Annotated in this window: 25 protein-coding genes and 1 riboswitch; of the genes, 9 read left to right on the top strand and 16 right to left on the bottom strand. The window is 37.7% G+C overall.

What is annotated here, in order from left to right:
* Positions 1-74: 74 nt before the first annotated feature.
* The 13 genes from guaA to BV906_RS16050 all read right to left on the bottom strand — a co-directional run bounded on the left by guaA (position 75) and on the right by BV906_RS16050 (position 14,996).
* Entirely contained in the window at positions 75-1,610 is a 1,536-nt protein-coding gene (gene guaA, locus BV906_RS16100) for a glutamine-hydrolyzing GMP synthase (protein ID WP_087974649.1), read from the bottom strand.
* A 144-nt stretch (positions 1,611-1,754) separates the two neighbouring features.
* A riboswitch (purine riboswitch) is annotated at positions 1,755-1,856 on the bottom strand.
* Positions 1,857-2,084: 228 nt separating this feature from the next.
* The gene (locus BV906_RS16095) at positions 2,085-4,268 is read right to left on the bottom strand and encodes a DUF4129 domain-containing transglutaminase family protein (RefSeq protein ID WP_087974648.1); all 2,184 of its coding nucleotides are present in this window, start codon (positions 4,266-4,268) and stop codon (positions 2,085-2,087) included.
* On the bottom strand, positions 4,265-5,533 hold the full coding sequence (locus tag BV906_RS16090; RefSeq protein WP_087974647.1) for a DUF58 domain-containing protein: 1,269 nt from the start codon (positions 5,531-5,533) through the stop codon (positions 4,265-4,267). The genes BV906_RS16095 and BV906_RS16090 overlap by 4 nt, the downstream gene beginning before the upstream one ends.
* A complete protein-coding gene (locus BV906_RS16085) occupies positions 5,533-6,495 on the bottom strand; it encodes an AAA family ATPase (RefSeq protein ID WP_087974646.1) in 963 nt (320 codons plus the stop codon). Before BV906_RS16085 ends, BV906_RS16090 begins: the two co-directional genes overlap by 1 nt.
* A gap of 176 nt (positions 6,496-6,671) precedes the next feature.
* Positions 6,672-7,130 carry a KGG domain-containing protein gene (locus BV906_RS16080; protein ID WP_087974645.1) on the bottom strand — a complete coding sequence of 153 codons (459 nt, stop codon included), beginning with the start codon at positions 7,128-7,130 and terminating at the stop codon, positions 6,672-6,674.
* Between the two features lie 114 nt (positions 7,131-7,244).
* A complete protein-coding gene (locus BV906_RS16075; RefSeq protein ID WP_087974644.1) occupies positions 7,245-7,460 on the bottom strand; it encodes a stress-induced protein, KGG, repeat-containing protein in 216 nt (71 codons plus the stop codon).
* Between the two features lie 131 nt (positions 7,461-7,591).
* Positions 7,592-7,744: a hypothetical protein gene (locus tag BV906_RS19580; protein WP_176330382.1), complete on the bottom strand. Its 153-nt coding sequence runs from the start codon at positions 7,742-7,744 to the stop codon at positions 7,592-7,594.
* Positions 7,745-7,766: 22 nt separating this feature from the next.
* Complete coding sequence (locus BV906_RS16070; RefSeq protein WP_087974643.1) at positions 7,767-9,020, bottom strand: hypothetical protein; 1,254 nt, start codon at positions 9,018-9,020, stop codon at positions 7,767-7,769.
* Between the two features lie 223 nt (positions 9,021-9,243).
* Positions 9,244-10,740, bottom strand: coding sequence for an amidase (locus BV906_RS16065; RefSeq protein ID WP_087974642.1), 1,497 nt, complete (start codon positions 10,738-10,740; stop codon positions 9,244-9,246).
* A gap of 151 nt (positions 10,741-10,891) precedes the next feature.
* Positions 10,892-11,068: a hypothetical protein gene (locus BV906_RS19575; RefSeq protein WP_176330381.1), complete on the bottom strand. Its 177-nt coding sequence runs from the start codon at positions 11,066-11,068 to the stop codon at positions 10,892-10,894.
* On the bottom strand, positions 11,069-12,253 hold the full coding sequence (locus BV906_RS16060) for a Ger(x)C family spore germination protein (protein ID WP_087974641.1): 1,185 nt from the start codon (positions 12,251-12,253) through the stop codon (positions 11,069-11,071).
* The gene (locus BV906_RS16055) at positions 12,243-13,352 is read right to left on the bottom strand and encodes a GerAB/ArcD/ProY family transporter (RefSeq protein ID WP_087974640.1); all 1,110 of its coding nucleotides are present in this window, start codon (positions 13,350-13,352) and stop codon (positions 12,243-12,245) included. Before BV906_RS16055 ends, BV906_RS16060 begins: the two co-directional genes overlap by 11 nt.
* A 3-nt stretch (positions 13,353-13,355) precedes the next feature.
* The gene (locus tag BV906_RS16050) at positions 13,356-14,996 is read right to left on the bottom strand and encodes a spore germination protein (RefSeq protein WP_342744406.1); all 1,641 of its coding nucleotides are present in this window, start codon (positions 14,994-14,996) and stop codon (positions 13,356-13,358) included.
* A gap of 137 nt (positions 14,997-15,133) precedes the next feature.
* Here BV906_RS16050 and BV906_RS16045 point away from each other — a divergent pair, with 137 nt between their 5' ends.
* From BV906_RS16045 to BV906_RS16020, 7 genes are all read left to right on the top strand, one after another.
* Positions 15,134-16,153 (top strand): DUF3231 family protein, encoded by a 1,020-nt coding sequence (locus BV906_RS16045; protein WP_087974639.1) that lies wholly within the window; start codon positions 15,134-15,136, stop codon positions 16,151-16,153.
* 80 nt (positions 16,154-16,233) lie between these two features.
* Positions 16,234-17,232 carry a DUF3231 family protein gene (locus BV906_RS16040; RefSeq protein ID WP_087974638.1) on the top strand — a complete coding sequence of 333 codons (999 nt, stop codon included), beginning with the start codon at positions 16,234-16,236 and terminating at the stop codon, positions 17,230-17,232.
* A gap of 8 nt (positions 17,233-17,240) precedes the next feature.
* Entirely contained in the window at positions 17,241-17,738 is a 498-nt protein-coding gene (locus BV906_RS16035) for a hypothetical protein (RefSeq protein ID WP_087974637.1), read from the top strand.
* Positions 17,739-17,841: 103 nt separating this feature from the next.
* Positions 17,842-18,465 (top strand): flavodoxin family protein, encoded by a 624-nt coding sequence (locus BV906_RS16030; protein ID WP_087974636.1) that lies wholly within the window; start codon positions 17,842-17,844, stop codon positions 18,463-18,465.
* Positions 18,466-18,592: 127 nt separating this feature from the next.
* Positions 18,593-19,267, top strand: coding sequence for a DUF421 domain-containing protein (locus tag BV906_RS16025; protein WP_087974635.1), 675 nt, complete (start codon positions 18,593-18,595; stop codon positions 19,265-19,267).
* A gap of 94 nt (positions 19,268-19,361) precedes the next feature.
* Complete coding sequence (locus BV906_RS20065) at positions 19,362-19,496, top strand: hypothetical protein (protein ID WP_281254158.1); 135 nt, start codon at positions 19,362-19,364, stop codon at positions 19,494-19,496.
* A gap of 100 nt (positions 19,497-19,596) precedes the next feature.
* Entirely contained in the window at positions 19,597-20,334 is a 738-nt protein-coding gene (locus tag BV906_RS16020) for a YqjF family protein (RefSeq protein ID WP_176330380.1), read from the top strand.
* Positions 20,335-20,403: 69 nt separating this feature from the next.
* Here the strand turns inward: BV906_RS16020 and BV906_RS16015 are convergent, their stop codons facing one another.
* Entirely contained in the window at positions 20,404-21,537 is a 1,134-nt protein-coding gene (locus tag BV906_RS16015) for an NADH-dependent flavin oxidoreductase (RefSeq protein ID WP_176330379.1), read from the bottom strand.
* Between the two features lie 489 nt (positions 21,538-22,026).
* Here BV906_RS16015 and BV906_RS16010 point away from each other — a divergent pair, with 489 nt between their 5' ends.
* Both BV906_RS16010 and BV906_RS20295 read left to right on the top strand, forming a co-directional pair.
* Positions 22,027-22,275, top strand: coding sequence for a DNA alkylation repair protein (locus BV906_RS16010; protein WP_087974632.1), 249 nt, complete (start codon positions 22,027-22,029; stop codon positions 22,273-22,275).
* A gap of 200 nt (positions 22,276-22,475) precedes the next feature.
* Positions 22,476-22,556, top strand: coding sequence for a putative holin-like toxin (locus tag BV906_RS20295; protein ID WP_425435204.1), 81 nt, complete (start codon positions 22,476-22,478; stop codon positions 22,554-22,556).
* A gap of 291 nt (positions 22,557-22,847) precedes the next feature.
* On the opposite strand, the gene rbsK is transcribed toward BV906_RS20295, so the two are convergent.
* Together rbsK and BV906_RS16000 are read right to left on the bottom strand one after the other, a co-directional pair.
* Positions 22,848-23,726 (bottom strand): ribokinase, encoded by an 879-nt coding sequence (gene rbsK, locus BV906_RS16005; protein WP_087974631.1) that lies wholly within the window; start codon positions 23,724-23,726, stop codon positions 22,848-22,850.
* 89 nt (positions 23,727-23,815) lie between these two features.
* Positions 23,816-25,213 (bottom strand): right-handed parallel beta-helix repeat-containing protein, encoded by a 1,398-nt coding sequence (locus BV906_RS16000; protein WP_087974630.1) that lies wholly within the window; start codon positions 25,211-25,213, stop codon positions 23,816-23,818.
* Positions 25,214-25,627: the final 414 nt, after the last annotated feature.

Genomic DNA, 25,627 nt, shown 5'->3' with positions numbered 1-25,627 from the left:
TAATGTTCGTTTTTACCCTTTTCAGAGCATCCTGAATTAAAAATACCTTCAACCGTTAGTTGAAGGTATTTTCCTCACTCCCACTCAATCGTTGCTGGTGGCTTACTCGTAATATCATAAACGACACGGTTAATATGTTCGACATCGTTCACCAATCTTGTTGAAACTGTTTCCAGAACGTCCCATGGAATACGGGCCCAATCAGATGTCATGCCATCAATGGATGTTACTGCACGAATCCCGATTGTATGATCATAGGTTCTTGCATCTCCCATGACACCGACGCTCTTAATGTTTGGAAGCACTGTAAAGTACTGCCAAATATCACGATCAAGTCCTGCTTTTGCGATTTCTTCACGCAAAATCGCATCCGATTCACGAACTATTTTAAGCTTATCTTCTGTTACTTCTCCAAGTATACGGATGGCAAGTCCTGGTCCCGGGAAAGGTTGGCGCCATACAATATGATCCGGAATTCCTAACTGAGATCCCAATTCACGAACTTCATCTTTAAACAATGTATTCAATGGTTCAATCAATTCAAATTGCATATCTTCCGGTAATCCACCTACATTATGATGGGATTTAATTGTTTGAGCTGTATCTGTTCCACTTTCAATCACATCGGTATAGAGTGTACCTTGTGCAAGAAAATCAATTTCTTTCAATTTTGCTGCTTCATCGTCAAATACGTAGATAAATTCATTACCAATTATTTTACGCTTTTTCTCCGGATCATCTACTCCAATAAGCTTCGAGAGAAAACGCTCTTTAGCATCTACCTTAATAATATTCATATGGAAATCCTGAGCAAAGACCTGCATTACATCGTCCGCTTCATTTTTACGAAGCAGGCCATGGTCAACAAAGATACATGTTAGTTGGTCACCGATTGCTTTATGAATTAATGCCGCTACAACCGAAGAATCCACTCCACCACTTAATGCACAAAGAACTTTGCGTTCGCCAACCTTGTTTTGGATATTTTTAACTTCCATATCAATGAAGTTTTCGATACTCCAATCACCACTACACTTACAAACATCAAAAACAAAATGATTTAATACATCATTTCCGTACTCTGAATGACGTACTTCGGGATGAAATTGCACACCATATAAATTGTTTTCGATATCACTCATTGCTGCAATTGGTGTAGAAGGACTTGTTGCATCAATTTTGAATGAAGGAGGAGCGGCAGTTACTTTATCTCCATGGCTCATCCATACCGTTTGCTTTGTTGGTGTGTCTTTAAAAAGAATCGGATCCGGATTTAATTCAATGAGTGCTTTCCCGTATTCACGATTTTGTGCCTTTTCTACTTTTCCATTAAAATGCAATGCCATCAGCTGCATCCCATAACAAATTCCAAAAATCGGAATATCTAAATCGAAAATTCGTTCATCACAGCGGAAACTATTTTCGTCATACACACTATGTGGGCCACCAGATAAAATGATACCTTTAGGATTCATTTCTTTAATCTCTTCAGCGGTTAATTTATGTGAGTGTAATTCACTATAAACCCCAAACTCTCTTATGCGACGTGTTATTAACTGATTATATTGACTGCCAAAATCTAAAACGAGTATTAATTCATTGTTTTCCATCGTTTTTCTCCTATCTACTTGCTTTTTGTAAAAAAAGTGCTTATACATTCTAAACTGCATAAAAAAACCTGGAATCCTCTTTTTGCATTCTATATAAAATTCACATAGAAAGCTACAAAAAGACAGAATACCAGGTAATATTACAAACGAGGGTTCTGCCTTCATAGTCAGAGCATTTACGGTGCCCCGGTAGAAACTTTCGACCCATATTGTCGAGGATATACGAACGGCTTATTTTTCATTTTTTGATAGCGGTTGTTACATTGACAGCAATGTCTGCCACGTCCAGCTCCAGCGCCCAGCGACTATTGGACTTCCTTCACCTCTGTGCGATAAGTCAACATCGGTTCACTACCGTTCACCGTGTTTCCTTTATCTCCGCCGGCTCAGTCCAGTCCATACGTCGCTAACCGGGCGCTTCCGCTTTTGTTCTTACAAGTACATCATTTATTCTACTAACCAACGTTCGACAGGTCAACCCATTATTCGTTTAATTAAATTTTTCCATAATTGAATCAGTTCAGGTATATTTAATGGCTTTGTTTCATTTTTATAAAGCATACGTTCATAAGAATTCGTCAGTTTTCCCATCTCATCAGTAGAATAATGAGTATCCACTTTCTTTGCAAATTCACCTAATGTTTGATCTGGATCCTTTGTATAGCCCCGTTTATTGAGTAAATTCATTAGGTAATGGTAGGCATCCTGAAAGGTTTTTGCATCCTGATTATGATGAAGCTTTACTGCAAGTGCCTTCGTTTTCCAGCGATACCTTGTTTTATAGATACCTACACAAATAGTAGCAATGATAGCAAGCAATATCACAACATGCCACCATTTAATGGAAACAGTTGAAGCATCTGCCATCGATTCATCTGGATTTACTTCCGCTTCTTCGGGGAATTCAGGCTCAGGCTGTTCCGGAATTTCTACTTCTGGTGGTTCTATCATAGCTTCTTCTGTTTCTTCACCATTCTCATCTAACTCAACATGAAAATCGGAGAGGTTGGAGAAACCTTGTGTTGGTTCAAACGAAACCCATCCAGACTCAGGAAAGTAAACTTCGACCCAGGAGTGTGCATTAGCATTCGTCACTTCATAGGTTGTTCTATTTCCCTCTACATCAACCGCTTCACCACTTGTAAAACCCTTCGCCCATCTGGCAGGTATATCAAGGGTACGGAGCATAACAACCATCGATGTGGAAAAATTATCGCAATATCCAACCTGTGATTCAAAAAGAAATTGGTCCACATAATCCTCATCCCCTGATGGTACGGGCACACCCTTTGTTTGGTAAACGAAATCATTACTTGCAAAATAGCGCTCAATCGCTTTTGCCTGATCATATGTTGTTTCCTGTCCAGCGGTAATTTCTTCTGCCAGGTCACCGACACGCTCAGGAAGTGTATCCGGTACCTGTGTATATTGTTCGATAATTTCATTTGTATATTCATCTGTATTGTTACGGAGTGCATTCATCTCAAAAGAAGGATGATCATATGTTAATTGGTATCCAGACAAATTCGTAGCTGATCCATTAATACGGGCTTCTATTGCATCCGAGTTTGTATCAAGGAAGAATGCTGCATTGTCTATCCCTTCTGCCTTCTTAATTCCGTATGGATATACGAGCTTATTAATTGTTTCATTTTCATAAAACTCGATAAAAGCCTCATGCTCTTCTGTCTCTACATTATCCGCAAATGTTTGTAAAGCAATGGATCCTCCTGGTTGTGACTCATAATTAGGCTCCGTTGAGGAAACCCATCCTTTTCCAGTATAAAGATCCTTTGTTTCTATCCGCCAATAATGGTTTTCAGATGCATGTGCAGTAAAGACCGGATTATCATCCTGAATAAAGGACCCTCCAAGCCTGGTATCGTCCTCCCCATAGCCAACCTTTTGAATTGTCGCTCCACCGCTTCCCACGTTACCGGCTGTACTTTGTATAAATGGTACTGGATCAGGCCATTTGGGTTCAGCCTTTGGTGCAGCGAAACCAATCATGCTTGAAAGAAACACAATTACAATGAGTGATGCCAACCAAATTGGTTTGTGCTTAACCAAGGCGAAGTGAATGGATTCCCTGTCCATTTCCCTTAGTAAGTTCGCTATCCCAAGGGCAACAAAGGAAATAATAAATGTTCTTATAATGGATACCTGTCCATCATATGGAGTAAACGTATCTAGAATCGTTATATACATCATCGTAAGAAGTACAAACAGAAAAATCCGCTTCATCTGGACGAACCAATAATGTAATAAATAGCTCATTAGCCAAATTAATAATAAGAACAGGAAGCTACGAAACAATGGTGTGAGATAATACCACTGTTGTGAAAATAAAGCCTGTATATTATAGGTGAATTCTATACTTACCTGTTCAAGCCATAAGGCACTTAAAATCGTTGGCTCAATATATAAACCATTTAAAATAAACAGCAATGCAAATCCCTTTAGTAAAAATCCAATCCACCATTTCCATTGAAAAATGGAAATAAAGAAACAAAACAGGGTGTAAATAAAAAATATCATACTATTTGTTGTATCTGTAATAGCTTCTAATGGATAAAGCCATTCAAGGAATAGAAAAAAACCACTTACATACAAAATAAAAGTGTATATGATTGCTGTTTTGCTCTTCTGTTGATTCATCCTATACTCACCTCTATCGGGGCTTTCATTAATTCCTTCTCTGTCAGTAACTGTACGGGTATATTGGAGTAGCGAAGTTGTTGTATCAATTGTTGTTCTTCATCTGAAATCAGCGCCTCCGACTGGATACATATTACCGACGCTTGTTTCGTACGCAATGTAAACCGCCTGATTGTTTGCTTTAAAAAGTCATCAAGATGGGTAGTTATAATAATAACGAAATCCCCTTTATCTATTCGCTTGATCTCTTCCTTTAAATTCATAGAGAATGTTCGTTCTCCACCAGGGGTCAATCTTGTCAAATAATGATTGACTGGGAGTTTATTTGCCTTACTTTGATCTGAAGGAAAATAAACCGTTTTTTTACCGATCGATAGTAAGCCCACCTTGCTATCTTGGTTCTGAAATGTCTCCATTAAAGATAGGCAAATTTCAATTGTTGCTTCAAATGCCAAAGGATTCAGCCCCTCTATTTGACAGCTATCGTGGATAAGTAATATATCTGTACTTTTTTCCTGTTCGAATTCTTTTGTCATTACCGAATTCTTTCTAGCTGTTTGCTTCCAGTCGATCCAGGAGAATCGATCTCCTGGTGCATATTCTCTTACCCCTACTGCAACATTCGTATTTGTCAGATGATGGCCAGTAGAAGAGACCGAACCTTGTTCATACTTACTAAACCTTTCTGACATCTTTAGTGCATGACTGCTAGGATAAGCAATGATCTCATCAGATACTGCAAATACATGCTCTTTTTTTACAAAGCCAAAAATATCGCTCGTTCTGATACGTATTTTCTTTAAACGATGTTCCCCTCTTGGCACATTCGTAATGGAGTATGGAAGTTGGAAACCCCTTTTAAATATGGGAAAAGTAACCCTTTTTATGCTTCGTTCCACATAAATTTTGTCGGGATGATGCATATATTGATATTTATCATTGCGATTGTCCACTTTCATGAGAGATTGTGGTATAACCTCTTCAATAATGCAATAGTACAGAGGAAATGGAAATGACCTTTTCACCTCGATGGTTGCATTTATACTATCGCCTGCCTCAATGATGTGATGAGAAAATCTCCTGGATACCTTCCATCTTTTAATGGGATAAATCAGGAATCCTATCAGGTAAAGAAAGATTGGAAGAAAGCTAAAAAATAAAAACCAACTGACAAAACCACCTTGAAACATCGCATAAGAAAATAAAATTGTAAAAAGGGCACAGACGAAAAGAATATTACCGACGATTCTTAACGCGTCTTTCATCAATTAAATTCCCTTCGAATGGGAATATCTGTCGTTTTTACAATCGATGCTATTGTATCCTCACTGGTTATACCTTCATATCTTGCTTCTGTATTTAATAGGATTCGATGCGAGAGAACGTATGGTGCAAGGAATTTCACATCATCTGGAAGAACATAGTCCCTGCCATATATGTACGCATATGCTTTTGCAGCTTTCATTAGAGCAATAGATCCCCTTGGACTGACACCAAGATAGATGGCACTGTTTTCTCTCGTTCGGGTAACGAGATTGATAATATATTCTTGAACATTTCCTGCAATATATACTTCCTTCACTTCTTCTTGTATTTTAATCAGTTCATCTCTGCTAATAACCGAGCTTATTGTCTCAATTGGATGATTTACTGCTGTTCTTTCAAGCATCTCAAGCTCATCCTCAAAGGACGGGTAACCCATTTTCAGTTTTAAAATAAAGCGATCAAGCTGTGCTTCCGGTAGTGGGTATGTTCCTTCATATTCAATCGGGTTTTGGGTTGCCATAACAAAGAAAGGCTTCTGAAGAGGTTTTGTATTGCCATCGACGGTAACGTTTTTTTCTTCCATTGCTTCAAGGAGAGATGATTGAGTCTTAGGTGAAGTCCGATTGATCTCATCTGCTAGAATTATATTTCCGAAAATTGGTCCATCACGGAATTCAAATTCCAATTCTTTTGGGTTATAAATAGAGACACCTGTCACATCAGACGGTAGTAAGTCAGGGGTAAACTGAATTCTTTTAAATTCACAGTCAAGCGACTTAGCCAGTGTCCGAACAAGCATTGTTTTACCAACACCAGGAACATCCTCCAGCAACACATGCCCTTCCGCTAATAAAGCTACTAAACTAAGGATCGCCACATCCTCTTTACCTATTATTACCTTATTTATATTATTCAGAACGCTTTCAATTTTTTCATTATATACCTTTGTATGATGTATCAATATTCTTACCCCTCTCTGTAGACACTTCATATCTATTATCTACTATACTAGAACCTAAAAATATTATAAACATATATTACCAAGTTTATACACTCGCTTTCCTAACACATCAAAAAGGAGAGGAAGATTTATATCTCCCTCTCCTCTATCAATCAATCTAGCATTTAGTTTATTTATTAAGAGTTATTTTTATTTCTCCCGATTCCACCTTTTTCACCAATCTCACGGTAGAAATCTTTATCATGATTTTTGGAAGTGGCTTCTCCACCTTTTTGACCTATCTCTTCATAGAAATCCTGATCATATTTTTCGGAAGTGGCTTCTCCACCTTTTTCACCGATTTCCTGATAGAATTCTTTATCATGATTCTTCGCAGTGGCATTTCCACCTTTTTCACCGATGTCTTCAAAGAATTCTCTATCGTGATTCTTTGCAGTGGCATTTCCGCCCTTTTCACCGATGTCTTCAAAGAATTCTCTATCGTGATTCTTTGCAGTGGCATTTCCGCCCTTTTCACCAATTTCTTCAAAGAATTCCTGATCATGATTTCGTGCTGTTTGATTTCCACCTTTTTGACCTGCTTCTTCACGAGACATTTTGCTGTTGTTTTTATTGTTTTTATTGTTCTTAGCCATACGTTAACATCTCCTTCTCAAATTAGTTTAGTCTTTAGCACCTACATTTTCATGGGTTCCACGATTCATTTCTTTTCAAACATTTTTTCGGTTAAATGATTTATTCGTATATAATTAGGAATTGTTGCTGCCTCGACCGCGGTTGCTTTCCTTACCGCCTTTGCGACCAATCTCTTCATAGAAATCTTGTGTCTGGTTTTTCGAAGTAGTTTCTCCACCTTTACGACCTATTTCTTCGAAAAATTCCTGATCATGATTTCTGGCAGTTTGATTACCACCTTTTTCACCTGCTTCTTCGCGAGACATTTTACTATTATTGTTTTTAGCCATATAAAACAACTCCTTTCAATATTTAGTATTCACATCCGCTTACAGTGTTTATATTCCACATAGGCTTTTTCCTAAACATAACAACACTTCTTTAATCAATTTGTAATATTAATCCCTACCAATGCTAATCTTTATTTACTATATTTTTCATTCATTTTCTCAAATACTTTTTTGGCTGCTTGGTCCTTTTCTTTTTTTTCTTCTTCTTCCAAATCAAAATCAAGTTGAGCATCTTTTGGTAGATTAAAAAATTCCTTCTTTGGTTTATCTTCTTTAATCGTCATACCCTCCACCCCTTCCTAAATTTTAAAATCTGGCATTTATGACTGGATCCACATAATTCTTCCGCTTCATCCAAACAAAACCATCACCTTTTGTAATAACAGCCACATCGATTGGTGGTCCAACTGATTCAGTAGCCCTCGACACCCTTCGCTTGAAAGAGGTCAGATTAACTAGTGCCTCTGCCATATCAGCTATATCTTCCTTTGGTAGGGAACGGACTATGCCGAGAAGAGGATTGATGTAATTATTTTCCTGATATTCTTCTACTGCATCCTCAACTGACTTATATAAGTCAGTACCCATGTTTTCAATTTCTTTAACTTGTTCATCATTAAATGTAATATTTAAATGTTTTTGAATCTGTTCTTGGTATCCTGTTAATACCTGCTTGATAATACCAAAGATTGCATCTTCCATATTTGGTTCTATTCCACCAATGAAGGAATCTACCATTTCTCGCTGGGCAAAAGCTGTTATTACAGCTGTTTCTCCCTTTTGATCATTCGTATAACTAATTTTCTTTTCCTTTAATTTCTTATATTTCAGCTCTCCCAACACAAATCCTTCCAGTCGATAATTCAGTAAGTGAGGGAAAATTTCGTGTTCTCCGAAACCTGCAATGACGATACCTGTACTTCCCAAACTGAAATAATCTTTTCTTGTCACTTCAAAAGCGAGTTCAAAAAGTTTATCTTTCAGTTCCTCAGGCAATTCAAAAGAAATCAATTCTTCTTTAATTTCCTTTACTATCGAGGAAAATCTTTCTCTAAACGGGTCATACTCCACATTCAGAAGGACTTCTTGTTTCTCCTTATATAAAGATAGATTTCTTATTACACAATCCATTAACCACTCTGTTACCTTTTCATTGGTTACTTTCTGGTCATTCCTTTCAATATCGTCCTCTACTTCTCTGACGATTCGCTTCAAAATATCTGAAAATGTTCGATACACAATAATATCTTCTACATCTGAGTTATTAAATCTTTCATCATGAAGCAGGAAATCGAGGAAGTCTTCCAAGTAAAATTCCAAATCAGTAAATTTTCGATCACCAAGATACTCTCTGTAAGACTTAATAATGACATCCCACGGAACTTCCATAAACGAAGCTGCACCATAAACCATTATTCCGACTGGATGTTCACTAGACAAAGAAAATAGCTTATTCGCCGAATTATATACCTTTTGCACACCTTCCCTGCCGCTTGTGATAGCACTATCTGCAGCCAAAGCCATTCCAAGCTTATTCATAATAGCTACTTCTGCAGTCATAAATCCACCTCACCTTTACATACTCTTTATATCCCTTTCCCGAAAACAGTGCCTGTCACTCCTCGGATTTTGTCGAGTTATATTTATGTGGATTGGAACTGTTGAGTTGCGGCTAGTTCCCGAGATAAGCAAAAAAGTAGCATCACCCTTTAAGTGAGTAATGCTACTTTTGTTACATCAGATAGATCCATTTCTATCGCGTATTATTGTGTAAAGATTATACCTAGAAAGAAAAATACGGGTTTGCTTTCATTCCTACCCATAAATCCGAACTTTCAAGCTGATATGCCAGCTGTAATAATCGGTGTTCTTCTCCTTTTTGTGCCATTACCTGCACGCCCAATGGAAGACCTTCCTCCGTTAAATGCACCGGGACAGACATGGCTGGTTGTCCGGTTAAATTTGCCAGTTGGGTGAACGGTGTATAAGTTAAGCTTGGTAGAAACATGTCATATATTAATGCTTGCTGCTCCTGCTTATCCACCTCGTTGATCTGTTCCCTTAAGCTTGCTTGTACCTGTTTAGAGTGAGTCAACTCACCAACCTGTGGGGCTGCATCAGCTGTGGCTGGTGTAATATAGAAGTCATACATCTGGTGCAGATAAGCCATATTTGCTGCTGCAGTGTCCCATGAAGCAAGACTTGCCGAAAATTCGGCTGCAGAAACTGATTTTCCTGCTTCATTCAATATCCAGCTTTCAATTTCAACATCATCTGCCGTTACCTGCCGACCGATACCTTTTTCCAACCCAAGGATTGTGGAAGCCATCTCCCCACTATTCATAAGATAATAATCCTTCATTAATTGAAGACCATCTACTCCATTTTCTTTTTCTTCTACATCATGCCCCCGAGCTTCTAACCATTTAACCATCTTCTCAACAGCTAGTTTCGCTTCTTCTGAAACCGGTGTACCAACCGGAGACGTTGTAGTAAACGCAATACGTAATGGTCTCTTAAAATTTTCTAACATGGAATTCTTATAACTACCAGGAAATAAGGGTGTTTGAAAAGCTGCTTCCAGTTGCACAACTTGAAGCATGTCAAGCATTGCAGCACTATCCCGTACGGTTCGACTTAGGACGAAATCAATCGATGCACCTTGCCACTGTCTACCCACGCCAGGTCCAACAGGTGTGCGTCCACGTGTCGGCTTTAATCCAAATAGACTTGTGAATGAGGCCGGTATCCGTATCGATCCACCTCCATCACTTGCACCAGCAAGCGGAACAACACCAGATGCAATTGCAGCAGCAGCTCCGCCACTTGATCCTCCTGGTGAATAGTTGGTATTCCATGGATTTCGGCTTGGTCCGTATAATTCTGGTTCTGTAATATTTTTCAAGCCAAATTCTGGTGCATTGGTATGTCCCATAAATTGAAATCCAGCATCACGAAACTTTTTTACAAAATAAGAATCATGTTTAGCAAGGTTGCCTTGAAGCAGTTTGGAACCTGAGGTGATTATTTCCCCTTCCACACTTTGGGAAATGTTTTTCAATAATATCGGGACCCCATTAAAGGCAGCATCCACAGCAATTCGTTCCGCTTCCTCCAATGCCTTTTCGATCCTTGTATTTGTCACAACATTTAAGGTTGGATGTACTTTCTCTAATTGCTTGAAGGCAATTTCCAATAATTCCTTCGCGGTTGTTTCCTTGTTCCGAATCAATTCAGCCATTTTTGTTGCATCTAAAGTTAGGTACGTTTCTAAATTCATATGTACACCACTCCCCTGGTCTTGAGTCTTTTACCATTCAGTCTAACATGAAGGGAAGATAGTTGTTACAGCACGAGGCTTTTGCTGAATTGTTTGGCTTTGCTCGTTCCTCTTATCTTGGAATATAAAAAAATTACAGTTAACAAATCCACTACTTTGAAGGTTGTTGTTGGTTTTTCTTCACCTGTTCTTCCTTTTTCCATGGGGGATCTGCATCAGCATGCATCTTTTGATTTACCTTATAAATTACAAATGGTACGAAAAATGCCAAGAACATGCAAAAAAATCCAAGTGTTGATGGTAATCTTTCCATAATCATATTCCACATCTAACCTTCGCCTCCATCATCTTCCGTCAATTGAATGGAATTACCTGGGGTCTGGACATTTGTATTTACATTGATGTTTATATCACTTTTCGCGAAGTAATTTTCACCGTAATCCCAATCCTTTTCAACCTCTTTCCATAATGCATAATGATGTATCCTAAGGTAATTTCCAAAAGTTAATACATCAACTTGCAAGTCATCTTTCACCTTTTTTACGCTGCCTTCTGCGATCTTCTTTATCTCTTCCTTTAACACTTTTTCAACCTTGTCCATGTTCTCCCTTTTATAAAAATCTAAAGACCCGTTGAACTCTCTTATTTGGGCTGTTAAATCAATATCTACTTGAAAGACCAGATTATTTTTATCTTTATTTGTAAGTTTTATTTTACTACTACCTTCCGATATCGAGTATGTTACTTGATCATCATCTACAGCAGCAGTGATACTTCCTTGTTGATTTTTGCCAATGATCATATTTAGCCCCTTTGCATCCTCCCCCTCAAGCGAATCAACCATTTGACCTGTTTTTCCACGAAAGACTGCAAGCCCTTCATAATTGATACTATTCTTTGAAAAAACACTAAGTTTAGGGATGATAAAACTTCGATTACTTAACAGGTATTCCTGTATATCACCAACCCGAACTGGTTCCGTCGTAATAGGATTCTCGTTGCCTTCAAGAAGTTTTGTAACATACTGTGATGGAACTTTCTCCTGCTCTGCTTCTACATTAAGGATATCCTTCGCTTTTTCATCTCCAATTGCAAGTAAGATTCCTCTGCGCATATTCTGTTGGCGGACAAAGACGTCAAGAATATTTGTGAATAACCCTGTTTCTTCAGCAATATCTTTAGATATAATCACTACATCTAGATGTTCTATATTAGACTTTTCACTGGTCTGCCTGGCAATAGAAGCATTAATATCATATAAACTTTCTCCAGTCTGTTGTAAATTTCGAAATGCCTTGCCACCACCAGCTTCTCCTGCTGTACCTAACCCACTAGGAACAACGAACTGGGTCGTCATTTCATAGGTTGTGTTTTCTCCTTGTTCTTCTGCCAAATCAACTGCAATTCCAGTATTAAATGCCCTTTCCTCAACTTCCACAGAATCCCAGCAGCCAGTTAAAAAAACAAATAGCAAGCAAAACGTAAAACTTAAACAGGGCAATTTACTTTTCATTTTGCTTCCCTCCTTTTAACTTGTATATCGCCCATAATATAATTACTGTCGTTCCCGTTAATCCCCAACCGAAATAACCTAAAAAATTCGCAATAGTTTTCATTTCCAAAAAATCCTTTGGAATCATCGATAAGAAAAATATGAAAGGGGATAAGAAAAAAATAATTTTTGTTTTAGTTATATTTGGAAAGATCGAATTTAATGCCATTACGGAAACATCAAAGGCCATTACAGTTGTCGTAAAAATAGCCATAATCCAAATAACAAAGAATATGGATTCAGTCCGTTCAAAAAACCCGCCGGGAATTTCGACCGATTTAGCCAATTCGATAAAAGGGAACCGAATGTTTTCTGTAGTTACATCCCCAAATACAGCAATACAAGTCAGATAAACGACTAGGTATATAATCACCGCCGAGGACATTCCAAGTGCAGCACTACCTGGTGCTTTTTTTGGATCCTTAACTAAAGATATGTAAAACAACAAGATTCCAACTCCTGTATATGATAAGCTACTATCCATCGTTCCTTGTAAATGCCCCTGTAAATCCGTTTTAAACATTGGTAACATATTATCTACTTCCATATACCCGATTGAAAAGAAAACTAGGAACAGTGTTGCCGCAAAAATGATTGGTAAAAACATTGTATTCAAACGGAAAATTCCGGCTCTTGATCCAGAGACAGCATAAACAACGACAAGTAAGAAAGTGAGCATAATAACTTCAATTGGCGTTCTTTCAAACAAATATTGATGGGAAATATCCGCTATTGCTCTGATCTCAAAGGCAGTTAACGAAATTCCATAACTAACAAATAACAAGGTTAAACAAATAGCAACTGGTTTCGAGACTAATGAGGAAGCATATGAAAGAAAGGATTGACTTGGAAAACTAACTGCTAGTTTCGCTACAATCCATGTATACAAAACTGCGATTATCCCACCCAAAATAATGGTCATCCATCCATCGGCAGCTATCGTACTTTCAGCAAGAAACTTTGGATAACTTAGAACTCCAATTGAAATTACCATGGAAGGAACCGCAATCATAATGTCCCGGCTTTTAATTTTTTCATCTTCATATTTAACAGTTTTCATCCGCTATCCCTTCCTTCGCTCTGGCTTTGGATTCTTTGATTGTTCATCTATTGTTTTCAGATATGCTGGCCGCTTCGTTAACTTTGTGATTGGAGCACGAATAATTAAGTCCGTCCAGTCCCTGCCGAAGAAAGGTGCAAAGGGAGTAGTATAAGGTATACCGATACTTTTCAAATTAACCAAATGTATATTAACTACAATGTACATAAGGACCAAGCCATACAAACCAAGGATGGATGCAGCTATTATAAAGGCAAAACGTAACCCCCTAAAGGTTATCGTTACAGTATAAAGTGGAATACTAAAGGATGCGATAGCTGTAAGAGCTGTAACAATAACCATGATGGGACTGACGATTCCTGCACTAACTGCTGCTTCCCCGATCACGAGCCCACCAACAATACCAATCGTTTGCGCGACTATCTTTGGCAGCCTAACTCCTGCTTCATGTAAAATTTCAAAAGTTACGGCCATTAATATCGCTTCTATCGCCGCTGGAAAAGGGACACCTTCTCTTGTTGCAGCAATCGAATACGTTAATATACTCGGAATCATGCCAGGATGGTAGGAAACAAGCGCCACATAAATGGAAGGCAGGAACACAGCAAGAAAGGCACAAAAATAACGCAATATTCGCAAGAAGGTTGCGGGTATCCATCTTTGATTATAATCTTCCATCGATTGCAAGGCATCGGCAAAATTAGTTGGTGCAATAAGTGCAAATGGACTTCCATCAAGCAAAATCGCCACCTTACCTTGCATTAAACTAGAAGAAACTGAATCGGGACGTTCCGTACTCTGGATTTGTGGGAAAGGGGACATAAAACTATCTTCTATCCATTGTTCGATAAATGAAGAATCCGACAGATAATCGATATCGATGGTCTTTAGCCTGCGATTGATTTCGTTAACAATATCCGGATTCGTAATTCCTTCCACATAGCTTACAACTAACTTTTGTTTGGAACTTTTTCCAACTTCATAAGTTTTAAATCTTAAGTTTGGATCCTTAATATCACGGCGAATCAGTGTCATATTTGTCGTGATATTTTCTACAAACCCATCTCTTGGGCCTCGTATTAATGATTCTGAATCAGGTTCTTCGATTGCACGACTTTCCCCGCCTGTCGTTCCCATGAGTAAAACAGTGTCCATACCATCTATAAATAAAGCTGTACTTCCGTTTAAAACAGCAAATGAAACTTCATCCATTGTTGTATACTTTTCAATATCTGTAATTGCGATTATTTCTTGATACACTTTATCAAGTAGATTAGAATCTTTCGTTTCCTTAGATTTCTTAGATTCATTCGGTTCATTAGTATCCTTGGAGTCTTTAGAACCATTAGATTCTAACTGTTTCAGATTATCTTGAATCGTCTTTAGAATATTATTGTTAATCAGATTCCCGTCTGTTATTCCGTTTATGTATAGAATTGCTACCCTTGTTCCACCCAGTATTAGTTCACGAATGACTAAGTCAACGGGATCCCCGAGCATCTGTTTCATGTTTTTTAAATTATCATCAAGCTTTTTATTTATTTGGATGCTAAATTTCGTTTGTTCCGTTGCTTGATTCGTTTGCTTTTGACTTCTCATTCGATTAAAAAGAGACCTCGCCATTTTATCCCCTCGATTACTCAAATAGATTCTCCCCCTTCTCTTTCCCGTATCAAGCAGATTTTATACGGATTCATGGAGGAAGGTTCAATCAGGATATATTGTATAAAATACGGCTACTGGTGAAAAATATAGTCCGAACGAAGGAAAGGGGTAAAAGGATGACTGAAAAGAAAATTCACTTAACATCTTCTGAGATTGCATCACTTTGGACCGCATATACGAATGGTAGTATGGCAAATTGTATCTTAGGTTTTATGCTAAAGGACATTCAGGATCCAGACATAAAGCCAGCAATTCAGCATGCATATGATATTACAACTAACCAGCTGGAACAATTACTTGCCTACTTTAAAAAGGAAAATTATGCCGTACCAAATGGATTTACGGAACAAGATGTAAACATGAATGCACCATGGCTTTTTACAGATACGTTTTGTCTAACCTATGTGAATCACATGTCGAAAGTCGGAATGCTAACATCCAGTGGGTTTCTTAGTATGAGCTACAAAAAGGAATTACGGGATTACTTTACAAAATCTATAACAGAAACTACTAACCTTTACAATCAAACGGTTGAAATTGCTCTTGAAAAAGGAATTAATTACAGACACCCGTATATAGAGGTACCCAAGAAATCAGATTACGTGGACAGCAAGAAGTATTTAAGTGGTTTAAATCCATTTAGCGATAAACGGCCATTAAATGCTATTGAAATTTCTCATTTATACACGAATATCATGACAAACGTGATAGGGGTTAAATTATGTCTTGCATTTGCACAAACCTCACCAAACAAGACCGTACAGGATTATTTGCTACGCGGAAAAGAAATCTCACAAAAGCATATTAAGATTTTTGTCGATACGCTGATGAAGGAAAATCTTGATGCTACTCAAGCTGCTGATGTCGCTATAAGTGATTCAACAACACAAACATTTTCAGATAAACTCATTATGTTTCATATGTCCGTTCTCATTTCTGCAGGAATAGGTAACTATGCCATGGCAGGTGCTGTCAGTCAACGAAGTGATTTAATGATTAATTATGAGCGACTATCCATTGAAACTGCCCGACTTGCAAAAAGTGGAGCAGATATCATGATTGATAACAATTGGCTGGAACAATCACCAGGAATAATTGATCGGGAGAAGCTGGCAAGAAATAAAGGAAAAAGCTGAATCCACTATCTATTCTTACAAAATGCAAATTTCGACTTTAGCGACAAATGTTAAAATTAAACATAGGAGGATAAGAATATATGGAATCAAAAATAGCTTTAACAGCATCGGAGCTATCCCAAATTTGGGAAGCATATATGAATGCTAGCTTAAATATTGCCGTATTTTCATACTTTAGAGAAAAGGTAGAGGATGAAGAAATCCAAGCCGTAATCCAGGATGCATTAAATCTATCTCAAAATCATTTGGTAAAGCTCAAAAAATTCCTTAAAACCGAAAATCATCCGATCCCACAGGGTTTTACGGATGGTGACGTGAATACAAATGCACCCAAGCTGTACACCGACGGATATATGTTACAGCATGCTTTAAATCTAGGTACGTTAGGAATGAATGCTGCAGCAATGGCTATAAGTGGTTGTGCCCGAGAAGATGTCTATTCCTTTTTCTCGGAATCATTTCACGATTACAATTCGATTCATCACAAAGCAACACAGATTGCACTAACAAAAGGAACTTTCGTCCGTCCTCCCTCGATTCCCATTCCAAAAGAGATTGACTTTGTAAAAAAGCAAAATTTCCTGAAGGGTTGGCTAGGCGAACGCAGACCATTACTAGCAGCGGAAATTATGAACTTATTCGCTAATATTGAGCGAAATACACTAGGATCTGCTACGTTAACAGGCTTCAGCCAAGTAGCAAAATCCAAGGAAGTAAGAGAGTATCTACAACGAGGAACCGATATCGCTAAAAAGCATGTGAAAATATTTAGTGAAGTCTTGGAAGGTAATGATGTTCCTGTTCCGATGGGGTCAGATTCTATGGTCACAAATTCCTCTGAGGTCTCCCCCTTTTCTGATAAGTTAATTATGTTTCATGCGACAGGAATGATTGCGGTAGGAATTGGCTTCTACGGTTTAGCTATCTCAACAGGTACAAGAAGAGATATCGCATCCAATTATGTTCGTTTAAGTGGTGAAATTATGCTTTATTCAGAAGATGGGGCTAATATTATGATTAAAAATGGATGGATGGAAGAGCCGCCACGAATGGTTGATCGCGAAGAATTGGCTGATTAGGTAAACCTATGAAGACAAACATAACAAAAAAGAGTAAAAAATTAGAAGCACTATTATGGAGCATTGCTCTTCCTGGTTTTTCTCAACTATTAAATCGTAATTATATAAAAGGAATTCTGTTCGTCGGGTTAGAAATCATAATTAATGTAATGGGAAATTTCAATACAATCATTGTGCTGAGTTTTAATTTAAAAATTGAAGAAGCAATTGCACAAACTAATTATTTATGGTTAATGTTTTATCCCTGTCTATATTTCTTTGCAATTTGGGATGCATATAAAGATGCCGGCGGCGGAGAAAAACCTTTTGCCTATTTACCACTTGTGTTTTCAGCCTATTTTGTAACAGTAGGCTTAATTTTTTCACCCACATTTACAATTTTTGGAAACTTAATTGGTCCAATGTGGCTGCCAATAATGTTTCTGCCTATTGGATTAGCTGTTGGTGGGCTCCTGCGATGGATTCTGTTAAGAATATATACAAAAGAAGCTCGTGAAATGAAATGAAAATGCTCTCGAAGTTAATTTAATCGAGGGCTTTTTACATTTATGAATACAAAAGGGAAATTCAGGGAAGAGAACCATATAACATGGAAAAAGGAGTGTTACTATGGGAAATCTAAATGCTTTAATCCTGAATTGCTCTTTAAAGAAATCGGATGAGAAGTCAAATACGGATGCATTGCTGAAAGACTTTACGAATGTCTTTGACAGTAAACACATAAAATCGGAAGTTATTCGCGTCGCGGATTATGAGGTAGCATATGGGATTGCTGATGATATGGGTGATGGTGATGAGTGGCCGAAAATATTGGAGAAGATAAAGCAGACAGATATATTGATACTTGCTTCCCCTGTATGGCTCGGTGAAAAAAGTAGTATATCGAAAAAGGTTTTGGAACGTTTAAATGGCTGCAGCCAGACAAATGATCAAGGTCAACCCATTTTTTATAATAAGGTGGCCGGTTCTGTTGTTACCGGAAATGAAGACGGGGCAAAAAATGCTGCTGGCGATCTAATTTTTGGCCTTGCACAGCTTGGATTCGCCATTCCACCAAACCCGATTGCATATTGGGTCGGTGATGCAGGTCCAGGACCATCCTATGTCGAAGCTGAAGGGTATAAAAATGAATTTACCCAATCAAATATTCAGATGGCAAGCCATAATCTTGTACACTTAGCTAATATATTGAAAGAAAGACCAATACCTGCTGAAGGAAATGTTTCAAATTAATGAATAACCTCTCACATGATGACGTGAGAGGTTTTTCTTATGGGTAACTATTTATTTTCCAGGATTGGAGTAGAGAAAATAAGGGTAACTGACAATCTAAGCAGCAGCATATATAGGAGGGAATAATTTGGATACTTCAATTACAATAAAAGTTGTTATAGGTCTTTTAGGGTTACTGGTCGTTATCCGTTTATTAGGAAAAAAAGAATTATCACAACTGACTCCATTTGATTTTGTTTATATGTTGGTTCTCGGTGGTCTTGTGGAAGATACGATTTATGATGATTTAGTAACCGTCTGGGAAATGCTCTATGCCGTTGCATTATGGGCTGTTCTCATTTTCATCATTGAATTAATTGTACGGAAATTTGATAAGCTACGACCAATTATTAAAGGGGAGCCATCGATTATCATTAATGATGGTGTGCTGGATGTGAAACAACTGAAGAAGAATAAACTAGAATCTGAGCAGCTTCGTACAATGCTACGCCAGCAAGGGATATTTTCCATAAAAGATGTTAAATTTGCAATTTTAGAACCAAGTGGCCAGTTAAGTATCATGGAAGCTGACTCATCTACACCAGTTACAGCTGAAATGCTGAACATCGACCCAGGCGAATCTACATTATCCCATCTACTTGTAGACGAAGGGAGAATTGAAAAGAAGGTATTGCAATCGATAGGTAAAGATGAAAAGTGGCTAATAGATCGGTTGAATAAAGAAGGATACAGTAATGTGAGACAAATTTATTATGCAGAATGGTCAAAAGAAAATGGATTTGTGGTGAAAATTAATGAATAGAAGGATGATACCTACACATTTATATGTTTTACTTCCTTAAATTCGGCTATTAACAATATATAGGTAATAATATTAATGGTATGGAGGTGGAAGTATGACTGCAGATAACAAACATAATCATAATGACGATTCACTAGAGCAAAAAGTGAAGGAAAAAGACCCGAATCAGGATATTGAACCCCAAAAAGAAAGCGATACAAAGCCACAGCAGAATAAGGATGGTAAATAGAGGGGAATATAGAAAAAGATATTTCACACCAACATACAACCAAAGCCCGGTAGCAATACCCGGGCTTTTCCTATCATTAATAAGCTATATGGAGGATAAAATGTTTAAAAATATCTTGCAGTATACAAATCATCGCGATTATCCATTACCACATGGGCCTTGGTTAGCAACCCAAAAATGGAATGATTTATTATTTATGCATTCACCTGTTCCCATAGAGACCATTACCAAGTACATTCCAAAAAGTCTAGAGTTAGATACTTTCGACGGCTCTGCCTGGATAACCATCATTCCGTTTAAAGTAAGCAATATGCGTCCACGAAAAATGCCTCCAATTCCTTTTCTGCATTCCTATCTAGAGTTGAATGTGCGGACATATGTAAAACATAAAGGAATACAAGGGATCTATTTCTTCAGCCTCGACGCCGATAAGCTGCTCGCAGTCCTTGGAGCAAGATTAGCTACGTTACCTTATTTTTACGCAAACATTAATTTGAAAAAGAAGAAGGAGACTTTTTATTTTGATTCTACACGGAAAGGCAAATCAGAAGCGACTTTCAAAGGATCATATCGGCCAGTTTTAGAAGCGTATTATCCAGAAAGAACCAGTCTAACTTATTGGCTACTGGAACGGTATTTTTTGTGGTCGCATCGAAACAACTCCTTATTCAGATGGGCTATTCATCATAGGCGGTGGAAGATTTACGATGTGAAAGCTATCATTGACAATGAAAATATGTTGTCCTTTTTACCAGAAGATACGGTGGTCGGAGACCCAATCTTCCATTATGCTCATTCCAAGCGTGTTTTATTTTGGCCTATAAAAAAAGTAGAGTAAATGATTTTTCGATAGGTAGAGTCTATGTTAAAGCAGACTTCCCTAAAAAGGAAAGACTGCATATTAGAGTTATTTCACCCCAGGAACCCATCCTGGTATGGATGTAATGACCTTCCAGAATGAATCTGGAAAATCTAATTTTTCCTTGCCATTCAAATCAAGGGTCGTGTTAATTTCTGCTTCATTCCCCTTTGCAATCTTCTGTACCCATTCTGGATCGATAAGAAGTTCTCTTCCAAGTCCAAGAAATTCGATTCCAGTCTTCTTTGCTTCAGCAGCATCATCTGCTTTATAAAGCGAACCAACACCAACCAGTGGTATTCGCTTATTGATTGTCTCGAGCAGTAATTCAACACGGGTTTTGGATGTATCTGCTTCTCTTCTTGCTTTCGACCAAAAGTCCAGCAGTGACACATGAAGATAATCAAGTCCCTTATCTGCTAGTACATCAACCAAATGGAGCGTATCTCCCATTGTTATTCCAGGGGTTTCAGGTTCCTCTGGAGAAAAGCGGTAGCCGACAATAAAAGGAGCCTTGGCGTATTCTTTCACTGTATGTTGTACTTTATCAATAACCGCTAGCGGAAATGTCATTCGTTTTTCTAAATTACCGCCATATTGATCCTCTCTTCTATTGGCATGAGGAGAAAAGAACTGTTGGATCAAGTATCCATTTGCACCATGTATTTCAACCCCATCGAATCCCGCTTCAATTGCTCTACGTGTTGCCTGTCCGAATGCATCGATAATTCCCTCGATCTCTTCTACCGTCAATTCTCTTGGTACTTCTCCAAGAGTTCCCTCGCGTTCGGCAGGAATATTACTTGGTGCTGTAACATCTCTATTTGGAACTTCGTCTGGTAAACTCATTCTTCCCGCATGGAAAATTTGTAATATGGCTTTTGCACCCTGACCCTTTATGCTCTTAGCAAGTTTAGATAAGCTGGGGATTAATTCGTCACGGTCACAACCAATTTGACCTGGGAAACCTTTTCCACCAGGTGTGATATTTGCAACTGCTGTAATAACAGCACCAACGCCTTTGGAGCGACGGGTGTAATAATTTATTTCATCCTCGGTTACCGATCCATCCTGATTTGATGAGTAATTTGTCATCGGTGCCATTATCATTCTATTTTTCATTTCCATTCCATTCGGTAATGTATAGGCTTCAAATAGGGTTGCGTACTTTGGCTTCATCATTTTCCTCCGTTCATATGCTTTCCTCTTAATATCGTAACAAGGATATCATCTTTTATTTTGGATGGAAACAAAACAAGCTTCCTTTGATAAATTAACATTTAGTTAAGAAGGAGGAAACTAATGGTAGATGTTGGGAAATGGACATTTCATATGAGGAAAGAGATTGCATAAGAAAAAAATTGGAGAAGAAATAGCTTAGGTACATGATATAAAAGTTGTAATATCCTACCTCCTTAAAAATTAAAGTGTAAGTCTCCTAACTAAGTTTCATTTACATTATATTATATAATCCAACCTCTGAACTAACGATATATCCCGGCTTAGGTTTTCCCTTATTTACTTTATGTCCACCTACATGTGCGTCATTTTCCCCCATTGTTTTCAATATATTTCTGATTCCCAGCAAATCATTACAATAACCTCCTAAGACCAGGAAAAAGGTAATAATTTAGAGCAATTCAGGAATGCTATTGATGGGAGGTGTTTGTAATGAGTCATCCATACCGTTGTCCGAACTGCAAAACAAATGGTTCAAGATTTAATATAATTGAACAAATTCCAAAGTCAGTAAAATTAGATGCACAAACCGGGGATTTAATAAAAGACTATACAAATGAAAAGGTTGAAGTTTTCCATATGGCATATAATGGTCCAGAATATAAAGTGCAATGTGGGGCTTGCGGGCTTGTTGAAGATGAAAACACATTTATTAAATTTGCTGAGTACATTCAAAAGTAATTTGAACACCATACTTAATTCGAAGCATCACTTACTAATTAGTGATGTTTTTTGTTTGGATTCTTATAAAGTTATTCTAAATAACCATAGGAGCAAATACTCGAATATGATATGATGAAATTACAATAGACTGGCTTCGCATGAGGGATTGGGTGCACCAATTTACCTTCCAAGATTTACTATGGGAGGAGGTGTAGCCTATGGATGTGAACGATGTATTAACGCTGATGATTTCATTCGGCATGTTGATTGCGTTTATCATGTCCGAAAACAAAAAATAATCCCTCATGTGACTTTGACCAGGTACTGAGGGATTATTCCTATTGTGCCCACCCTTTTTGTTGGGTTGGTCTATTGTAGCCGTTCCATGTTACCAGCATGGGACGGTTTTTAATACTCTATGATTTTCTGCATTTATTATACCACGAATGGATATTTTGTACAATTTCGATAAGTATTATAACTTCATTTTCTATTTTGGCTTTTTCCCATATAAATTTATGTATTCTTAAGAGGCATAGAGCCATTTTTAAGCTTTTTTTAAATATAATTTAAGTGATGTTTTTTCATTTCTATATACTTCCTTCCACTTCTTCTCTTGTTGGCATCCCACCTTGTGCACCAAACTTCGTAATAGAGATAGATGCTGCACGATTTGCAAAGCGCAGTGCTTCAGCTATTTGCTTTCCTTCTGCAACCGCAACTGCAAAAGCTGCATTAAATGTATCACCTGCACCCGTTGTATCAACTGGCTCAACAGTGTAGGCGGGCACAATTTCTTCGTTTATCCCATTGAAATACCGAACCCCATTTTTTCCTTCTGTAATCAATAATTTATTGGGAAAACGAACGAGCACTTTTGAACGGTCCTCTTCCCCAAACATAATAGCAAACTCATGCTCATTTGGTGTAAGAAACGTAGCAGATTCAATCACCTCATTACTTATTCTCCGTGCTGGTGCAGGGTTTAGTAACCATCTTTTATTAAACTGCTTGCAAAAGCCTGCAATATATTCAATCGTTTCCTCAGGAATTTCTTGCTGAACCATAATCATATCGGCTTTCTTAAGAATTGAAACAGCTTTTTCCAAATAGCTTGGTGATACCTCATCATTTGCACCTTTTACAACAATAATACTGTTATCTCCTTCAGCAAGCGTAATATGTGCAGTACCCGATGCAGTTTGCGGAACAGTTTCCACGTAATCTACTGAGACACCATTTCCTTTTAAATTATCGATGATTTCTTCACCAAAAGTATCCTCGCCAACCCGTCCAATCATGGATACATCCGCACCAAGTCTTGCAGCTGCTACTGCTTGATTGGCCCCTTTTCCTCCAGGAACGGTCTGAAACGATTCACCTATAAGTGTTTCTCCAGCCTTTGGCCTACTATTCGCTGTAACAACTAAATCCATCGAGGCACTTCCGACCACTACAATACTAACCATCTTCATCACCTGCTTTCTTTCTACTATATTTTATAGGTAGCTTACAATATAGATTTCATAGAATTTTTTTAACTACATCGCTAAAAACCTTAAATGTTCGGGCACATTTCCAGGTGATTCCTGTTCCAATGATTCGGGAAAAATAACAGTAGGATCTTCGTATGAATTTGATTTTCATAAAGGCTGTATGTATTCTCAGGACATTTATTAGCGGTATTTTGTTTCATAAAATCCAACATCTCCGGATTGCCAAAGTCCTCTTTCGGTAAAACAGGGGTTTGCGCTGTTTTCACGGGGATAAATTCAGTATGTTCTTTATCGTATTTTTGATATATAGGATTAATACGGATAAAATCCTCTACATAATTAATAACAGTATTCGTAGAAAGAGCTTCTTTATTATCCTCACTTAACTCATTATATGTTACATCATATTCAGAACCAGAGTCACCGTTTTTCCAAGCTGTAAATTGCATTGCCCGCGGTATATTATCAAACAGATTGTTTTGGAAGGTAGGATTGATGGCACCACTTGCAAAGATTCCCCTGTTAGCGTTATTTTCCCCAGGGTCTACATCTTTAAAGGTATTGTTTTCTATCGTAGCGTTACTCCAGTTCAACACGCGAATGGCATCCTGACGCATTTTCTCTATTTTATTATTCTTGATAATGATTTGGTCATGATATTTCCCGCCGGAATACTTATGTGTACCGATTGCGCGGTCCAACTCGTAGAAAATATTGTTTTCAATTGTCATATTAGTATTAGGTGTTTTATCGAACTTACTCCACTTGGAGCTCCATCCATTCGTTAACTTATCAGGCGTATCAATATTGATTGCTTCTTTGATTTCAGTTGATGAAGGTATTGAGTGCATAAATTTATTATTAGAAATTACAGCATCCTTTGTTGCATCAATCTCAATGAAATGACCGGAATACATGTTTAAGAAATTAATATTTTCAATCCTGATATTTTGATTATGACCAGCAATAATCCCTATACCATCCTTTTCGAAATTCAAATCAATCGTCGCTGTCCCAGACCCCATGATGGAGATATTCTTTTCTCCATCGTATTTGCCATAGACACCTTCTTCTTTCCCAAGCGAAGGGCGGATGAGTTGGAAAATTGATTTATCAGCATCGAACTTAGATGTACCTGTTTCGTTTCCATTTACAATTTTTGCACCATCTTCAAGTTTAATCGTTACGTTGGAAGGTACGAATAATACATTTGACACTGTATACGTTCCCTTTTCTAATACGAGTGTACCACCATTTGTTTCTTCAAGTTGTTCCAGATAGGAACGAAGTAAATAATAATGTTTTGTATCATTATTATAGGTTGGCCCATTCATTAGATTCCCATTATATGTTTTACTGTTCGGTGAAATAGTATATGTTTCTGTCTTGGCTTCAATTGCATTTGTAGGATAGACAACCCACAAAGTCAACAAAGCTAAGGTCAGTAAAAACTTTTGCATAATCTTGATGTTCCTCCTAATAAGTTGTTTATGTATTCAAACTTAACTAGAAATCAAGCTCAATTTAAATGTATTGAATTCTAGGTATTTAACCTATTTACCCCTAGTACAAATAAATAAACTTATGGAAGGGCCATACTATTAAGTCTATTCGATTAATAGCTTCGAAAAATAATGCAGGCTTACGAGGGTATTAATGGTATTTGAATTTTATTTAGAATACACGATGAGCAGTCATAGGGATTTTGCATTGCTGAACAAGGAAGAATAATTCAACTGGACAGCGGGTATATCGACCGAGTACGAGACTGAAGCGCCTCTCTTTCCATTGCTTTCATGTTATAAAGCGATGGGGATCAGGAACTTTTTTCCAATGTCTCTAAACTCAAATGCTTTGGACGATATTTTCCAACC

The organism is Oceanobacillus rekensis (assembly GCF_002153375.1).
GTDB lineage: Bacteria > Bacillota > Bacilli > Bacillales > Amphibacillaceae > Oceanobacillus > Oceanobacillus rekensis.
The sequence above is the reverse complement of the archived record's forward strand: the minus strand, read 5'-3'. Positions and strand labels throughout refer to the sequence as shown.

Excerpts from the sequence above, each read along its gene's own strand:
- BV906_RS16045 (WP_087974639.1), top strand. The coding sequence starts at position 15,134 with ATGACTGAAAAGAAAATTCACTTAACATCTTCTGAGATTGCATCACTT.
- rbsK (WP_087974631.1), bottom strand. The coding sequence starts at position 23,726 with ATGGTTAGTATTGTAGTGGTCGGAAGTGCCTCGATGGATTTAGTTGTT.
- BV906_RS19575 (WP_176330381.1), bottom strand. The coding sequence starts at position 11,068 with ATGTGGAATATGATTATGGAAAGATTACCATCAACACTTGGATTTTTT.
- BV906_RS16095 (WP_087974648.1), bottom strand. The coding sequence starts at position 4,268 with ATGAATCAACAGAAGAGCAAAACAGCAATCATATACACTTTTATTTTG.
- BV906_RS16020 (WP_176330380.1), top strand. The coding sequence starts at position 19,597 with ATGTTTAAAAATATCTTGCAGTATACAAATCATCGCGATTATCCATTA.
- BV906_RS16035 (WP_087974637.1), top strand. The coding sequence starts at position 17,241 with ATGAAGACAAACATAACAAAAAAGAGTAAAAAATTAGAAGCACTATTA.
- BV906_RS16010 (WP_087974632.1), top strand. The coding sequence starts at position 22,027 with ATGAGTCATCCATACCGTTGTCCGAACTGCAAAACAAATGGTTCAAGA.
- BV906_RS16015 (WP_176330379.1), bottom strand. The coding sequence starts at position 21,537 with ATGATGAAGCCAAAGTACGCAACCCTATTTGAAGCCTATACATTACCG.
- BV906_RS16030 (WP_087974636.1), top strand. The coding sequence starts at position 17,842 with ATGGGAAATCTAAATGCTTTAATCCTGAATTGCTCTTTAAAGAAATCG.
- BV906_RS16065 (WP_087974642.1), bottom strand. The coding sequence starts at position 10,740 with ATGAATTTAGAAACGTACCTAACTTTAGATGCAACAAAAATGGCTGAA.
- guaA (WP_087974649.1), bottom strand. The coding sequence starts at position 1,610 with ATGGAAAACAATGAATTAATACTCGTTTTAGATTTTGGCAGTCAATAT.
- BV906_RS16075 (WP_087974644.1), bottom strand. The coding sequence starts at position 7,460 with ATGGCTAAAAACAATAATAGTAAAATGTCTCGCGAAGAAGCAGGTGAA.
- BV906_RS20295 (WP_425435204.1), top strand. The coding sequence starts at position 22,476 with ATGGATGTGAACGATGTATTAACGCTGATGATTTCATTCGGCATGTTG.
- BV906_RS16070 (WP_087974643.1), bottom strand. The coding sequence starts at position 9,020 with ATGACTGCAGAAGTAGCTATTATGAATAAGCTTGGAATGGCTTTGGCT.
- BV906_RS16040 (WP_087974638.1), top strand. The coding sequence starts at position 16,234 with ATGGAATCAAAAATAGCTTTAACAGCATCGGAGCTATCCCAAATTTGG.
- BV906_RS16060 (WP_087974641.1), bottom strand. The coding sequence starts at position 12,253 with ATGAAAAGTAAATTGCCCTGTTTAAGTTTTACGTTTTGCTTGCTATTT.
- BV906_RS19580 (WP_176330382.1), bottom strand. The coding sequence starts at position 7,744 with ATGACGATTAAAGAAGATAAACCAAAGAAGGAATTTTTTAATCTACCA.
- BV906_RS16055 (WP_087974640.1), bottom strand. The coding sequence starts at position 13,352 with ATGAAAACTGTTAAATATGAAGATGAAAAAATTAAAAGCCGGGACATT.
- BV906_RS16000 (WP_087974630.1), bottom strand. The coding sequence starts at position 25,213 with ATGCAAAAGTTTTTACTGACCTTAGCTTTGTTGACTTTGTGGGTTGTC.
- BV906_RS16080 (WP_087974645.1), bottom strand. The coding sequence starts at position 7,130 with ATGGCTAAGAACAATAAAAACAATAAAAACAACAGCAAAATGTCTCGT.
- BV906_RS16090 (WP_087974647.1), bottom strand. The coding sequence starts at position 5,533 with ATGAAAGACGCGTTAAGAATCGTCGGTAATATTCTTTTCGTCTGTGCC.
- BV906_RS20065 (WP_281254158.1), top strand. The coding sequence starts at position 19,362 with ATGACTGCAGATAACAAACATAATCATAATGACGATTCACTAGAGCAA.